Raw genomic sequence first — 13,661 nt, forward strand, 5'->3', positions numbered from 1 at the left:
GCCGGAATGGAGCTTTATCATTTGTTCACATAAAAAACAGGGTACAGACGACCGTGATCAGGATCGCAGTCAGAATATAGGCAACCGTACTTACGGAGCCCTCTTTGTCACTTGTTTCAAAGAGTTTCGCGGTACCGAATCCGTGTGAGCCGATTCCGACACTGAGTCCCCGGGCAACCGGATGACGGATACCCATCTTGTCGAGAATCGGAATGCCGAGAACTGCACCGCCGATGCCGGCAATCATGACATAGACGACAGTCAGCGACGGGATGCCGCCGATCGTCTCAGACAGTTCGATGGCTATTGGCGTCGTGGCGTTTTTGGGGATTGTCGAAATGGCAACCGCTGCATCCGCCCCGAGCCATTTCGTCAGAAGATAGCCGCTGAAGAGGCCGAACAGCCCTCCGCCAAACACACCGAGCAGGATCGGACCGAAGTATTTCTTCACCATCGGCAGGTTAAAGTACAGCGGATAAGCGAGGGCAACAACTGCCGGCCCAAGCAGCCAGTTCCACAATTCTGCCCCCTTCATATAGGTCTCATATGAAATGTCAGCCGATAGCAGCAACAGCCCGATCAGGACAGTTGCTACAATCATCGGCTGCAGCCAGGTCTTTTTGTATCGTTTGTACAGATAGATTCCGATTGCGTATGTACCGAGCGTCATAAGCGCACCGAACAGATAGATGATCGTCGTGTTCATCATGCTTCCCCCTTCCCGACCGACCGTTCAATCACCCACGCGGTCAGAACGATTGTCAGAAGAGTACTCGCGAGCACCGCCACAAACGAAATCGCATTCCATGTCCTGAACAAGTCCAGGTAAAGGATGATGGCGACCGTGGTGGGGATGAAGAACAGTGTGAAATTGCGGATCAGGACGGATGCACCTTCGGCATGGGCATTCACCGACATGTTTTTGAACACGATGATGAACACAAGAAGCAAAAGAAGCCCGATGATGCTGCCTGGGATGGGCAAACCGAGCCATTCCTTGACCTGCACCCCGAAGAAATAGAACAGGAAGATCAGCGCGAGCTGAACGAATTTTTTCATGGACACCGGTCACCCCGCTTTGTTCGAAATTCAATCATTTCCTTCCATCTTACTCCTCCTCCCCCTGCCGCTCAAGGCAGTCCCAACAAAATGGAATGAATCCTGACCGAAACGCCGGTTTTCCGGTACAATCGGATTGTTGGGGATAAAGGAGGAAATTTCATGGATCTGAAACTGAAGGACAAACATGTACTGGTCATGGCTTCAAGCAAAGGGCTTGGACGAGCTATCGCATTGGAGTTTGCAAAAGAAGGGGCAGCCGTCTTCCTGACGAGCAGGAGCGTTGAATCTCTTGAACAGACCGCAGGGGAACTCAAGGAGGAATCCGGAAATGACAATATCCGCTACCACCCGTGCGACATGTCCCGTGAAGAGGATATCTCCGAGCTTTTCCTTAAAGTCCGTGAAGCTTTTGGCGTAGTAGATGTACTCATCAACAATACCGGGGGGCCAAAAGCCGGAGGATTTGCAGATGTGGAAGATGCAGACTGGATCAAGGCATTCCAGCAGAACCTGCTGAGCTATACGCGTACTGTCCGGGAGGTCCTGCCGGGTATGAAGGAAAACAACTGGGGACGCATCATCAACATCTCCTCGTCTTCCACGAAGGAAGTAATCGACGGGCTCATCCTGTCCAATACGTTCCGTGCCGGTATGGTCGGCCTGTCGAAATCCCTTGCCCGCGAGTATGCATCTTCAAATATTCTCGTCAATACAGTCGGGCCCGGCAGAATCGAAACAGACAGGATCATCGAGCTGGACACCGTGCGCGCCAAGAAAACCGGCGTGACACCGGAAGAAGTCACCGAGAACGCCAAACAGAACATTCCGATCGGCCGCTACGGACAGCCGGACGAATTTGCCCGAGCCGTCGTTTTCCTGGCATCCGGCGCCAACACCTACCTTACCGGCCAATCCCTCGTCATCGATGGCGGCATGCTAAAGGCTCTTTAATTTCATCTGACCCAGAACACGGCAGGGATCGTTCACCCCTGCCGTGTTCTGATTTAGGACACCTTGCCGATATGCGATATTTTTGTTATGCTAATAAAGTTGCAGTTTGTGAAAACCATCACATGGGAGAGTGGTCTTTCTACGAAATTTATCAACTCAAATAGAATAAGGAGTGATTCAATGACTTCAGTGTCCGTAGACAACCAAACAACGGCACAGGAAGCACATACCGACGACTATTCATTGGACCGCGTCCCCCGTTCCGAACGGAAAATGGGATGGCTGAGCATCACGAATATTACATTTGGAATCGCCACCGCGATTTTCTACTTCCAGATGGGCAGTGTCATGGCCCTGCAGTTCGGCGCCATCAACGCCCTGATCTCCTCAGCGTATGCGATCATCGTCGCCGGCATCCTAGGTTCGTTTATCGCCTATTTCTCCGCGAAATCCGGCATGAACGTCAACCTGATGTCAAGAGGCGGCGGATTCGGCTATATCGGCGCCTCGCTCACGTCCCTTATCTACGCATCAAACTTTATCCTCTATGTTGCGTTTGAAGGACTGATCCTGGTCGCTGCCGTCTACACTTTCTTCCCTTCCATCCCTCAATGGGTGCTCATCGTCTTTTTCGGAACCATCGTCATTCCGCTGAACTGGTTCGGCATCAAACAGCTGGACAAGCTGCAAAAATGGTCGCTTCCGATTTTCTTCGTCTTCCTGATCGCGGCGATCGTCTTTTCATTCCTTACTCCTTCCGTATATGAAGGTTCGTTCTGGACCTATATGCCGGAAGGTGTCGAGGTCGGCGGCACGGCGCTTCTGGCGTGTATCGGGATGCACCACGGCATCATGGGGCTCACCGCCCTGCTCGCTTCCGACTACACCCGGTTCCTGAAGCCGAAAGACATCAAAAAGGGCTCCATCATCATCGGCTTCGTCCCTCAATTCTTCTGCTTTGGTGTCATGGGCGGCCTCGGCATCTGGTTTGGCGTCCGTCTTGGCGAAGCCAATCCGGGCGTTTACATTGTGACGCTCCTCGGTCTCGGCGGTGCGCTCTTCACGGCGCTCACCCAGCTCCGCATCAACGTGACGAACATCTACAGCGCCTCGCTGTCTCTCTCGAACTTCTTCGAGAACATGTTCCGCTTCACGCCCGGCCGCCGCTTCTGGGTGGTCGTTGCCGGCATTCTTGCCATCGTTCTTATGCTTGGCGGCATTGTTGACCACCTGGGCGCTGTCATGACTTTCCAGGGCGTCTTCCTTCTCGCCTGGGCCGCAGTGCTTGTAGCTGATGCGCTCATCGTGAAGAAAATGCTGAAAATCGGGCCGCTCTACTACGAGGCCCGCCAGAAATACCTGTATAAGTGGAACCCGGTCGGAACTGTTGCACTCATCGTTGCGAGTGTTCTCGGCACCATTGCCGCACTCGGCTTCATGGGTGAGTTCCTCGCCAGCACAGCGGCATTTTTCGCGGCCATCCTTGCCGCCATCCTGACCGTTGTCCTTGCGATTGCAACCAAGGGACGCTACTACATGAGAAAACAGCCGGAGGAAGTTCCAGAGGAAGATTTCATTGCCTGATCTTTCGGCCGTACCACTGCTCCCCGGATTCACAATTGCATAAAAAACCGCTCCCGCCGGAAATACCGGCAGGAGCGGTTTTTTTGTTCAAGTTCATTCACGGTATCCGGTGTTGGCGCGTACCGATACCTCTGCAAAACGCCGGGCATCCGACTCTTTCGAGAGAATGGTGCCAAGCCAGCCGCCGAGGAATCCGAGCGGAACTGATACGATAGCAGGGTTCGTGAGCGGGAAGAGCGGTTCGCCAACAAACATCGCAGCACCGGCTTCCGGCGACAGGACGTTCGGGCTTACTGCAACCAGAACAAGCGCTGAAATCAGACCGAACAGCATTGCCGTGATGGCGCCTGTCGTGTTGAATCGTTTCCAATAGATGGTATACAGGATGACCGGCAGGTTCGCGCTTGCCGCCACACAAAAGGCGAGCGAGACCAGGAAGGCAACGTTCAGCGACTGCGCGCCGAGCGCCAGGAGGATCGAGAAGACCGATACCCATAGGGAAGCCTGGCGGGCAGCCTTCATTTCCTGCTGCTGGGTGGCTTGTCCCTTCTTGATGATCTGGCCATAGATGTCATGCGCGAATGCCGAGGCGCCGGTCAGGACCAGTCCCGCCACCACCGCGAGAATCGTAGCAAATGCTACTGCCGAGACAAACGACATGAGCAGATCACCGCCGAGCGCTTCCGCGAGCAGCGGAGCGGCCATGTTTCCGGCCGGGTTCGCTGCCACGATGGCTTCGTGCCCGACAAATGCAGCTGCCCCGAAGCCGAGGAAGATGGTCAGGATATAGAAGATCCCGACAATCCAAGTCGCCGTAACAACAGAACTGCGCGCCGTCTTGGCATCCTTGACCGTGAAGAAGCGCATCAGGATATGCGGCAGACCTGCAGTACCGAGAACGAGCGCAAGCATAAGGGAGATTGTATCAAGTGGGACTGTATACTTGAGTCCCGGCTGCAGGAAGGCTTCACCGTGCGCGGTTGCTGTCTTGACCTCGCTGAACATCGTCATGACGCTGAAATCAAAGCGGGCAAAGACCAGCACCGCAATGACCACGGTACCGAGCATGAGCAATACCGCCTTGACGATTTGCACCCAGCTAGTCGCCGTCATGCCGCCGAACAGGACATAGATCGTCATCATGACACCGACGATGAGGACCGCGATCCAGTATGGAATTCCGAACAGAAGCTGGATAAGCGCACCCGCGCCGACAAGCTGGGCAATCATATAGAAGATGACGATGGTGATCGTGCTGAACGCAGCCGCCGCGCGGACCTTTTTCGCGTCAAAACGTGAATTGATCATATCCGCGAGCGTATATTTACCGAGATTCCGGAGCGGTTCCGCCACGAGAAACATCACGACGAGATAGGCAATCAGGAACCCGATGGAGTAGAAGAATCCGTCAAACCCAAAAAGTGCGATCATCCCGGCAATACCGAGGAATGAGGCGGCGGACAGGTAGTCCCCCGCGATGGCAAGGCCGTTTTGCCAGCCGGTGAGCCCCCCGCCGGCCGTGTAGAACTCGCCCGCGGTGGTCGTGCGCTTGGCTGCCCACCAAGTGATGAACAATGTAAGAAGTACAATAGATAAAAACAGGACTATGACTGTTGTGCTCAAGCTTATCCCCCCTTGATCTCTGTCTCGATAATTTCATCAGCTTCCTTATCGAACTTCAGGAACCTTCTGACGTAAACCGTGCAAAGGACCCAAGTCATGATGAACTGTGCGCCTGCATAAATCCACGCCCATGAAATATCACCAATAGCCGGCCTCTCCAGAACATTCGTGTAAGACGTCAGGATCGGCAGCATGAAATAAAACACCATGAAAAAGATCGTGAGCGGCACAATGAACTTTTTCTTCTTCTTCATCAGTTCCCTGAATCTGCTGCTTTCCGTGACACGGACAAAATCCGTTTGAGCCTGACGTTCCGGCGCCGTATTTACTTCTGCATCCGAAATGCCACGCTCGTCGGTGTAAACGCTTCCAACTTTCAAAAAGATGACCTCCTTTAACAATCCGAATAATAGGTTCATTGTAGAATAGAGAGGTTTAGTATTCAAAAGTTTTTTTACTTTCTGTTAAAAATGAACATTTAGTCATAGACACTTAGTAAACGGAACCACCTTCTTGCCGAAAAAAACCGCAGCATGCCATCTATTAGGTACACCTGTTCCGACAGACCTATGGTTTTGGACCCATGCCCTTCGAACAACTCCACTCTGCATGGAGTTTACTCCTTTTCGGTTTTGGCGCAGGATACAAAGGAAATACTGAATATAGGAAAATTGAAAGGAGCCCGGGTATGGATCAATTCAAAGATCGGATCGAAAACGAAATGCAGGACTATAATAATGAGGAAAAAGACCAAATCCTCGATAACTTCAACCGCTTCAAGCAATTCCTCTCTCATAAAGTGGATAAAGGTGAAAAGATGGGCTTGAGCGAGGAGCAGCTCGCAAAAGGTGCGGAATGGGTGGCCAATTACCTCATGAAACATGAAGAGCCGCGAAACCGCGAAGAACACTTGCTCCAGCAGCTTTGGAAAGTGGCCGATAAGGAACAGCAACACACCCTCGCCCATCTGCTGGTGCGTCTGGTTCAACAATAGGAACATGTAACGCCGGAGACTTCTCCAAGCGTCTTATTAACAATAAAAGCGGTATTCTCCTGAGATGGAGAATACCGCTTTTTGCTATTCAAACAATTGGATTTCAGGGTCCTTCCCCATCCTGACAAGCATTGAATGCAACTGTCCCCGATGGTGCGCCATGTGCGTGAGGATTTGGACAAGCCAGCCGAGCCGGGTATCCGTCGTGCCCCACCAGCTTGTAGTGGTCACATTCAAGTCCGTCTCGGTATACTCGTCGTACCTTTGTTTAAGACTTTTCAGGTTGTTCCGCAGTGAGCTGCGGACCTCTTCAGGCGAATTGACTTCCGCCGATTGATAGTAGTCCGCCATCTCCTTTTCCGATGCTTCATCCGATATCCGGGCATCGGCTTCGCAGATGAGGGCGATATGCGAAAGCAGTTCACCGAGCGAGCGCTTTTTCGGATCCGGGCGGAAATCCATGTCTTCCACAGTCAGGTCGGAGGTCATCTGTATAACTGTTCTTGAAAGCCATTCAAGATGGTGGAAGATGCGGCTGCAGGTCTCATTCACCCTTGGATTCCCCTGCGATGTTCTCCAGGCAGATTCTGGCTCCCCGGAGCAGGTCCTCATGGCTCCAGCTAGGAATTTTTCCATGCCGGAGGGCCAGTTCGTGAGATGCAGGAATATGGATGAAGCCGGATTTCATATCCGGGTTTTCTGTCTTGGCATAGTGAAGGCCGGCATACATGACATTGTTGCACAGATACGTCCCGGCTGTATTGGAGATTTCTGCCGGAATGCCGGCTTCCAGCAGGGCATCGACCATTCCCCGGACAGGAAGCGTCGAGAAGTAGGCGTCAGGCGCCTCTTCATCTATCGGATCATCGACCGGGCGATGCCCTTCATTGTCGGCAGCCCCGTCCTTCACGTTGATAGCGATCCGTTCAGGCGTGATTTTGTACCGGCCGGCAGCCAGCCCTAGAGAAACCGTGACGTCCGGCTCCACTTCGCGGATGACGCCGATCAGTCTGGCGGACGCCTTGCCGAAGTCGACAGGCAGGATCCGCGTACAAACCTGATAGTCTCCGATGATTGTCCCGTCCAGTTCCTCCGCTATCCGCATCGTCGGGTTCACGGGATAGTCCAGAAACGGTTCAAAGCCAGTCAGCAATATTGTCTTCATGCACAATCACTTCCTTGTATTGGATACTTTGAATGTGGCAGTCGAATAGCCGATCAGTTCCCCTGCCTGGTTAAACAGTTTGCCCTCTATCAGGACAGTACTCCTGTTTTGGTTGATGAGTGCGGCACGCGCAGTCATGGATTCTCCGATGAGCGGCTTCAGGAACTGTGTCTGCATCTGGATCGTCACCGGTGCCTCGAAGCCCAGCTGACGGATTTTCAATCCCATCATCGTGTCGAGGACACTCATATAAAAGCCGCCATGCACGGTGCTCTGGACATTGTCCAGCTCCTGTTTATACGGAAGGTACAGCTCGACATCTTCCTCATCGAGCCGGGTGATCCGGAGTCCAAGGTGCCGGAAAAACTCGCTCGTTTCAAAATCTGAACGGATCTGATCAAAGTCGGTTGCAATCATGTTGTCTTTTCCCCTTTATCTGCGGAATTGAATAGTTCCAGTATACCACTACGTTTCCTGCCGGTCGGCAGTCCCGACATACAAAAACGGAGACCGCCCCGGGGACGGTCTCCGCTTATTTGATCACTCAGACATGGATTTCGTTTGCGGCAAGCGCCTGTTCCAGATCTTCCACCAAGTCCAGAGGATCTTCCAGGCCGACCGAGATGCGGACGAGGCCGTCCTCGATCCCCAGTTCATGGCGCCGCTCTTTCGGGATGGACGCATGGGTCATAAGTGAAGGAATCGAAATCAGGCTTTCAACAGCTCCCAGGCTTTCCGCGAGTGTGAAGTAGCGGACTTTCTCCAGCAAGGATAGAGCCTTTTCCTGACTCTCCACTGTGAAAGAGATCATTCCTCCGAACCCGCCTGCCTGCTTCTGGTGCACATCGTGTCCCGGATGGTCCGTCAGGCCCGGATAATAGACCTTACCGACAGCCTCGTGGCCAGTGAGGAAACGGACGACTTCCTCGGTATTCTTTTCGATCTCCTCCATCCGGATGCCGAGCGTCTTGATGCCCCTGATCAGCAGCCAGCTATCGTGGGGAGCCAATACCCCTCCAGTGGAGTTCTGGACAAAATGAAGCTCTTCGCCCAGTTGCTCATCTTTCGCTACGACAAGACCTGCAACGACATCGCTGTGCCCGCCCAGATACTTGGTGGCGCTGTGGAGGACGATGTCCGCGCCGTGCGCAATCGGGTTTTGCCAATACGGGGTGCTGAATGTATTATCGACAATCAGCTTCAGCCCGTTTTCTTTTGCGATTCCGGAAATGGCCTCAAGGTTTGTGATCTTCAAGAGCGGGTTGGTCGGTGTCTCGATAAAGATCGCCTTCGTTTCCGGACGGACCGATTTGCTGACTGTTTCCGGATCGCTTGTATCGACGAACGAAACGTCAACCCCGAACCGGCTGAAGATCTTATCCATCACGCGGAATGTCCCGCCGTACACATCATCCGTCACCAGCAGGTGGTCCCCTGCCCTGAACAGCTGGACGGTCGCTGTGATGGCGGCCATGCCGGATGCAAAAGCGAAACCGCGGGCTCCGCCCTCCAGGTCTGCGATCAGCTTTTCGAGCGCTTCCCGGGTCGGGTTTCCTGTACGGGCATATTCATATTTAAAGTTGCCGACACCGTCCTGCTTGTATGTGCTGGCCTGGTAAATCGGGATTGAGACCGCCCCTGTATAAGGATCCCGGCTAACCCCTCCGTGAATTAACTGCGTTTTCTTCCTCATTTTTCATCACCTCATCATAGATTCCGCTGCTGATATAGCGCTCACTGCTGTCGGGGAAAATTGTGACGATATTTGTTCCGGGCTGGGCCGTTGCCGCCTCTCTCAGGCTTGCGGCTAGCGCAGCCCCTGAAGAACTGCCGACCAGCAGTCCTTCTTTTTTTGCGGCTTCCCTCAGCCGTTCAAATGCCTCTTCGTCGGAAATGGTATGGATGCCATCAAACAGACGCCTGTCGATAAACGGCGGGAGGAAATCCATCCCGATCCCTTCAGTACGGTGGGAATGAGATGGGCCGCCGTTCAAGATGGAGCCTTCCGGTTCGACGATGACGCACTTCACGTTTTTCAGATGATCCTTCAGGTACTTGGACGTGCCGGTGAACGTCCCGCCGGAGCCTGCTCCTGCAACGAAGACATCGATCTTCCCGTCCAATTCTTCCGCCAGTTCCGGCCCGAGGCTTTCGTAGTACGTATCGGGATTGGAAGCGTTTTGGAACTGGCCGGGATAATAGGATCCCGGGATCTCCCTGAGCAGTTCTTCAGTCCTGGCGATTGCGCCTTCCATACCCAATTGGGTTGGCGTGTTGACCACTTCCGCTCCAAGCGCGCGCATGAGCGTCTGTTTTTCAATGCTGAATTTCTCCGGGACCACAAAAATAGCGCGGACCCCGTACCGGATCGCCGCAATCGCAAGTCCAATTCCGGTGTTTCCTGCTGTCGGCTCGATGATTGTTCCGCCCTTTTTCAGCTTCCCTTCCAGGAAAGCCTGCTTTAGAAGGTATTGGCCAAGACGGTCTTTGACACTTCCGCCGGGGTTCATGTTTTCAAGCTTTGCAAACAGCCTCACCCCGTCCGGCAGCGGGAATGATGTAAGTTCCACAACGGGGGTACGGCCGATGAGTTCATGGACATTTCGTGCAACGTTCATTTGGATCCTTCCTTCTTCGGATGCTTTTCCGATGTAGTACGGTTCCGGCTCCCACTCAGCTTTTTTTGACAGCTTCGATCAGCCAGACAAAGTCATTTTTCCGGGTGAACGCTGACTCAAAGCCGAGCTCACCGAATATTTCCGTCAGGACCGGGATCGTTGTGTAATACTCGGTCTGAAGATCCTGGGCCAGACGGTCGTAATTATTGTCCAGGGAATCCTGGATCATTTTTTCTTTCGCTTCCTTATTTGCAAAAACCGTATCCGCGAAGACGATCTTTCCTCCAGGGCTGAGGAGTTCGTGAAAGCGGGTAATTGCGGTTTTCTTGTCTTCATCAGTCAGGTGATGGAATGCGTAAGTGCTCACGACGGTATCAGGTACCCGGTCCGGTTTTGGGAATTCCAGAAAGTCACCTTCGAAAAGGTGTAGTCCGGGCAGTTTCTGTTTGGCGATTTTCCGCATTTCCACCGATGGCTCGTAGCCAATCAGTTCTTTTCCCTGACTGAGGATCCGCTCGGTCAGGTTTCCGGTGCCCACCCCGAATTCCAGGATCAATCCATCAGCTCTGTCTGCAACGGATTGCAGAATATCTTCATAATGGGCGAACACCGCCCGGTACTCCGGGTCAGTACCGGCCACTGTATCATCATAGGTTTTGGACCAGTCATCAAATAGCTTGTTGAACTCAGACGCCATCCTTAACCCCCCCTTTCTGATTGTTTTACTCAGAATTAGAGTATGGCAATAATGTATCCTTTGTTCCTAAAAATAACAAGAGGACAAAAGAATTAAATTTACGCTGGTTTCGGACAAAGCATTAACTGTCTGATCATAAAGCTGTATAGTGCGGATAAAAGTAAAGGGACTGCTTGAGTTGTCCAATGACTCCATTACTGGAATGAAAGGCGGCATGGCCGAATTTATAGCAATCCCTTTGAATGTTAAGCGAGAGCTCACCGGCCTTTATCGAAGCATCAAATAAAAAATGGGGCTGTCCGAAAAGTCGGATTCAGCACATGATATAGCAAACGGCACGGACGCCGGGAGACACCTGCGGGAAAAGCCGGGCTGTCGAGACCCGCTTTACGCGGGGCTCGGCGCCGGCCCGCGGTAAGCGACCAGAGTCCGTGCCGTTTGCTGTTTTTATCGTATTAATGACTTATTGGACAGCCTCATTTGTATATGAGCAAGACCGGCATCTCGTCAAATCTTGGTCTGTCCTATGAGCCCTTTATCGGAGGAAATGATTTTTAAGAGGCCCTGGTTCTTGATCAGCACCGTCTTGAAGACCGGTTCATCTCCGTCCATGAAGAGCAGCACCCGATTACCGGGGTTATCATTGGCGACGCGGATCTCATAATCTTCCGGCGTGAAATGTTCTTTCGCGTGCGTCAGTTCCTCATAATTTGACGGATCACTGACTGGCTGGGCATGGTCCACTTCCTGTGCATGGATTTTGTGTTCACCCGATTCGTTTTCACTCATTTCTTCCGATTCTTGCGCCAGACTTTGGACGTCCCCGTCTGCTTCCACCTCCTCAGGGACATCCGGCAATGCTTCTTCCGGGTTCTGCTGTCCGCCACATCCGGAGAGGAACATGGCGGCGGCACCGATGAGGAACAGGTTCTTCTTCATTTTCAGGCATCCCCCTTTCACTAAATTACCCTATACCCTGGAATACCGTTGACAACACCTGATTATTCCGTTAACTTTAACGTGATAAATCATTAAAGCATGAGGAGCGATCGGCATGAGCAGATTTTGGAGTGAAATGGCGCGGCGGACAGAACCCTACGTCCCGGGCGAACAGTTGAACCGAGCGGAGATCATCAAGCTGAATACAAACGAGAACCCGTACCCGCCGGCACCGGGAGTGACGGAAGCAATTCGCAGTGCGGCTGAAGGACTCCGCCTTTATCCATCGCCGACCGCCGATCCTCTCCGGCAGGCCATCGCCGATGCAGAAGGACTCGGGCAGGAAAACGTCTTCACGGCGAACGGTTCCGATGAAGTTCTGGCGTTTTCTTTCATGGCGTTCTTTGATCCTGGAAAGACGATCCGATTTCCCGACGTGACCTACAGTTTTTACCCGGTCTATTCAAATCTGTTCGGTGTGCCGTTTGAAGAAGTGCCGCTCCGGAACGATTTCACGCTGGACACGAACGCCTTCTTGGGAGCCGACGGAGGCGTCATCCTGCCGAACCCTAACGCCCCGACCGGCATCTATGAGCCGCTTGACGGCATCCGCCGGATTCTTGAAGGCAATCCCGATCGCGTCGTCATTATCGATGAGGCGTACATCGATTTCGCCGGCCCGTCGGCAGCAGCGCTGATCATGGAATACGACAACCTGCTTGTCGTGCGGACGACCTCCAAATCGAGATCGCTGGCAGGCCTCCGTGTCGGCTATGCACTCGGCAGCGCGGAACTGATTGAAGGACTCGTCCGGATCAAGGACTCCTTTAACTCTTATACGACCGACCGGCTCGCACAGGCCGGCGCGGAGGCGGCTTTCCGGGATGCCGGATATTTCGAGGAGACGACCGCGAAGATCATTGCCACCCGCGGCAGCTCCGCGATGCGCCTTGCCGAGCTCGGATTCACCGTCCTTCCGTCATCTGCGAATTTCCTGTTCTGCACGCACCCGGAAGCTGAAGCCGAACAGCTGTATACCGAGTTGAAGTCCCGCAACATCCTCGTCCGGCATTTCTCCAAGCCCAGGATCAAAGATTATCTCCGGATCACCGTCGGGACCGATGATGAAATGGACAAGCTGTTCGGGGCGCTTGAGGAGATTCTCCCAAATTAAGAAAGTCCGGAAGTCATACCGACTTCCGGCTTTTTTCACCTCGTGTATCCCCTGCCCACATCCTCCGGAGCATGGGCATCCGAACCGGTCTGCAGCTTCAGTCCGAGACGCTCCGCTTCCGCAACCATCCACGGTTCCGGATAAGTCTCCCCGTAGTCCGGCTTCCGGAGCCCCGCATAGTTAAAGTCGAGCACGTACCCGTTTGCGGCCGCCTTTTCCAGTATACCCGTCCAGTTAATCGGATCCGTCTCCGGCCGGATGCGCTTTCGGAATTTATGGATGAGGTTGATATGGCCGAGCACAGGAGGATTCAGTTCACCGAACGGCCTGCCGGCGGCCTTATCCATCGCTCGCCCGTAAGCCTCATATAGTTTTTCAACACTGCTCTCGCCGGCTTTTTCCGCGAAAGAGTCGGCACTGTAGTCGATGCAGAACCAGCCGGTGCCGGTTTTTACGAAGTGGACGCTCAGGATGGAGTGGGCTGCCGCTTCCGGATATTCCTCGAGGAAGCGGAGGGTCTCCTCCTCGAATCCTTCGATGTAATCCACTTCGAAACCGCAGCGCACATCAACCCGTCCTGCATATTCCTTTCGCAGCCGGGCGCCTTCCGCCAGATACGCAGCAACATCCTTACGCTTCATTGCGCTGTCTTTTTCGGGAACCGGATCGGTAAATCCGTCAGGCAGCGGCGCATGTTCGGTGAAGACGAGTACCTTAATCCCCTTCCGCTCCGCTGCCTTCACATACTCCTCCATAGGCGCAGCCGTGCCATGCGGACAGTACGGCGTATGGACATGCCCGTCGATGAATGTCATGTTTATCCCTCCTATTGCAGTTCTGAATTCTCTATGCTA

General features: G+C 53.4%; 16 protein-coding genes. 4 read left to right on the forward strand and 12 right to left on the reverse strand.

Annotation, left to right across the window (positions count from 1 at the left end; all coding sequences use genetic code 11):
* Nucleotides 1-25: 25 nt before the first annotated feature.
* Both BMX91_RS02365 and BMX91_RS02370 read right to left on the reverse strand, forming a co-directional pair.
* On the reverse strand, nucleotides 26-706 hold the full coding sequence (locus tag BMX91_RS02365; protein WP_177168232.1) for an LrgB family protein: 681 nt from the start codon (nucleotides 704-706) through the stop codon (nucleotides 26-28).
* Nucleotides 706-1,059, reverse strand: coding sequence for a CidA/LrgA family protein (locus BMX91_RS02370; RefSeq protein WP_092049490.1), 354 nt, complete (start codon nucleotides 1,057-1,059; stop codon nucleotides 706-708). The genes BMX91_RS02365 and BMX91_RS02370 overlap by 1 nt, the downstream gene beginning before the upstream one ends.
* A gap of 162 nt (nucleotides 1,060-1,221) precedes the next feature.
* Here BMX91_RS02370 and BMX91_RS02375 point away from each other — a divergent pair, with 162 nt between their 5' ends.
* Nucleotides 1,222-2,013 (forward strand): SDR family oxidoreductase, encoded by a 792-nt coding sequence (locus BMX91_RS02375; protein ID WP_092049492.1) that lies wholly within the window; start codon nucleotides 1,222-1,224, stop codon nucleotides 2,011-2,013.
* Nucleotides 2,014-2,193: 180 nt separating this feature from the next.
* Entirely contained in the window at nucleotides 2,194-3,597 is a 1,404-nt protein-coding gene (locus tag BMX91_RS02380) for a purine-cytosine permease family protein (protein ID WP_092049494.1), read from the forward strand.
* A 93-nt stretch (nucleotides 3,598-3,690) separates the two neighbouring features.
* On the opposite strand, the gene BMX91_RS02385 is transcribed toward BMX91_RS02380, so the two are convergent.
* Nucleotides 3,691-5,220, reverse strand: a complete 1,530-nt coding sequence (locus BMX91_RS02385) for a solute symporter family protein (protein ID WP_092049497.1) — start codon at nucleotides 5,218-5,220, stop codon at nucleotides 3,691-3,693.
* Nucleotides 5,221-5,222: 2 nt separating this feature from the next.
* Complete coding sequence (locus tag BMX91_RS02390) at nucleotides 5,223-5,600, reverse strand: DUF485 domain-containing protein (protein WP_245744213.1); 378 nt, start codon at nucleotides 5,598-5,600, stop codon at nucleotides 5,223-5,225.
* 308 nt (nucleotides 5,601-5,908) lie between these two features.
* On the opposite strand from BMX91_RS02390, the gene BMX91_RS02395 reads away from it, so the two are divergent.
* Nucleotides 5,909-6,214 (forward strand): DUF3243 domain-containing protein, encoded by a 306-nt coding sequence (locus BMX91_RS02395; RefSeq protein ID WP_092049500.1) that lies wholly within the window; start codon nucleotides 5,909-5,911, stop codon nucleotides 6,212-6,214.
* Nucleotides 6,215-6,298: 84 nt separating this feature from the next.
* Here BMX91_RS02395 and BMX91_RS02400 read toward each other — a convergent pair whose 3' ends face one another.
* The 7 genes from BMX91_RS02400 to BMX91_RS02430 form a co-directional block, all read right to left on the reverse strand.
* The gene (locus tag BMX91_RS02400; protein WP_177168233.1) at nucleotides 6,299-6,766 is read right to left on the reverse strand and encodes a DinB family protein; all 468 of its coding nucleotides are present in this window, start codon (nucleotides 6,764-6,766) and stop codon (nucleotides 6,299-6,301) included.
* Complete coding sequence (gene pcp / locus BMX91_RS02405) at nucleotides 6,759-7,379, reverse strand: pyroglutamyl-peptidase I (RefSeq protein ID WP_092049505.1); 621 nt, start codon at nucleotides 7,377-7,379, stop codon at nucleotides 6,759-6,761. The genes BMX91_RS02400 and pcp overlap by 8 nt, the downstream gene beginning before the upstream one ends.
* 6 nt (nucleotides 7,380-7,385) lie before the next feature.
* On the reverse strand, nucleotides 7,386-7,796 hold the full coding sequence (locus BMX91_RS02410) for a PaaI family thioesterase (RefSeq protein ID WP_092049508.1): 411 nt from the start codon (nucleotides 7,794-7,796) through the stop codon (nucleotides 7,386-7,388).
* 127 nt (nucleotides 7,797-7,923) lie between these two features.
* Nucleotides 7,924-9,072: a bifunctional cystathionine gamma-lyase/homocysteine desulfhydrase gene (locus tag BMX91_RS02415; RefSeq protein WP_092049511.1), complete on the reverse strand. Its 1,149-nt coding sequence runs from the start codon at nucleotides 9,070-9,072 to the stop codon at nucleotides 7,924-7,926.
* Nucleotides 9,035-9,997: a PLP-dependent cysteine synthase family protein gene (locus BMX91_RS02420; RefSeq protein WP_092049513.1), complete on the reverse strand. Its 963-nt coding sequence runs from the start codon at nucleotides 9,995-9,997 to the stop codon at nucleotides 9,035-9,037. The genes BMX91_RS02415 and BMX91_RS02420 overlap by 38 nt, the downstream gene beginning before the upstream one ends.
* 55 nt (nucleotides 9,998-10,052) lie before the next feature.
* Nucleotides 10,053-10,694: a class I SAM-dependent DNA methyltransferase gene (locus tag BMX91_RS02425; protein ID WP_092049516.1), complete on the reverse strand. Its 642-nt coding sequence runs from the start codon at nucleotides 10,692-10,694 to the stop codon at nucleotides 10,053-10,055.
* Between the two features lie 507 nt (nucleotides 10,695-11,201).
* The gene (locus tag BMX91_RS02430) at nucleotides 11,202-11,633 is read right to left on the reverse strand and encodes a hypothetical protein (RefSeq protein ID WP_092049518.1); all 432 of its coding nucleotides are present in this window, start codon (nucleotides 11,631-11,633) and stop codon (nucleotides 11,202-11,204) included.
* A gap of 115 nt (nucleotides 11,634-11,748) precedes the next feature.
* On the opposite strand from BMX91_RS02430, the gene hisC reads away from it, so the two are divergent.
* Complete coding sequence (hisC, locus tag BMX91_RS02435) at nucleotides 11,749-12,807, forward strand: histidinol-phosphate transaminase (RefSeq protein WP_092049519.1); 1,059 nt, start codon at nucleotides 11,749-11,751, stop codon at nucleotides 12,805-12,807.
* Between the two features lie 35 nt (nucleotides 12,808-12,842).
* On the opposite strand, the gene hisJ is transcribed toward hisC, so the two are convergent.
* Nucleotides 12,843-13,622 (reverse strand): histidinol-phosphatase HisJ, encoded by a 780-nt coding sequence (gene hisJ, locus BMX91_RS02440; RefSeq protein ID WP_092049521.1) that lies wholly within the window; start codon nucleotides 13,620-13,622, stop codon nucleotides 12,843-12,845.
* Between the last annotated feature and the right edge of the window lie 39 nt (nucleotides 13,623-13,661).

Origin of the sequence: Bhargavaea ginsengi (assembly GCF_900109165.1) — a bacterium.
In the GTDB taxonomy this organism is placed as follows: Bacteria; Bacillota; Bacilli; order Bacillales_A; family Planococcaceae; genus Bhargavaea; species Bhargavaea ginsengi.

Coding starts and splice junctions, on each gene's coding strand:
- BMX91_RS02365 (WP_177168232.1), bottom strand. CDS start 706: ATGAACACGACGATCATCTATCTGTTCGGTGCGCTTATGACGCTCGGT.
- BMX91_RS02370 (WP_092049490.1), bottom strand. CDS start 1,059: ATGAAAAAATTCGTTCAGCTCGCGCTGATCTTCCTGTTCTATTTCTTC.
- BMX91_RS02375 (WP_092049492.1), top strand. CDS start 1,222: ATGGATCTGAAACTGAAGGACAAACATGTACTGGTCATGGCTTCAAGC.
- BMX91_RS02380 (WP_092049494.1), top strand. CDS start 2,194: ATGACTTCAGTGTCCGTAGACAACCAAACAACGGCACAGGAAGCACAT.
- BMX91_RS02395 (WP_092049500.1), top strand. CDS start 5,909: ATGGATCAATTCAAAGATCGGATCGAAAACGAAATGCAGGACTATAAT.
- pcp (WP_092049505.1), bottom strand. CDS start 7,379: ATGAAGACAATATTGCTGACTGGCTTTGAACCGTTTCTGGACTATCCC.
- BMX91_RS02410 (WP_092049508.1), bottom strand. CDS start 7,796: ATGATTGCAACCGACTTTGATCAGATCCGTTCAGATTTTGAAACGAGC.
- BMX91_RS02415 (WP_092049511.1), bottom strand. CDS start 9,072: ATGAGGAAGAAAACGCAGTTAATTCACGGAGGGGTTAGCCGGGATCCT.
- BMX91_RS02420 (WP_092049513.1), bottom strand. CDS start 9,997: ATGAACGTTGCACGAAATGTCCATGAACTCATCGGCCGTACCCCCGTT.
- BMX91_RS02425 (WP_092049516.1), bottom strand. CDS start 10,694: ATGGCGTCTGAGTTCAACAAGCTATTTGATGACTGGTCCAAAACCTAT.
- BMX91_RS02430 (WP_092049518.1), bottom strand. CDS start 11,633: ATGAAGAAGAACCTGTTCCTCATCGGTGCCGCCGCCATGTTCCTCTCC.
- hisC (WP_092049519.1), top strand. CDS start 11,749: ATGAGCAGATTTTGGAGTGAAATGGCGCGGCGGACAGAACCCTACGTC.
- hisJ (WP_092049521.1), bottom strand. CDS start 13,622: ATGACATTCATCGACGGGCATGTCCATACGCCGTACTGTCCGCATGGC.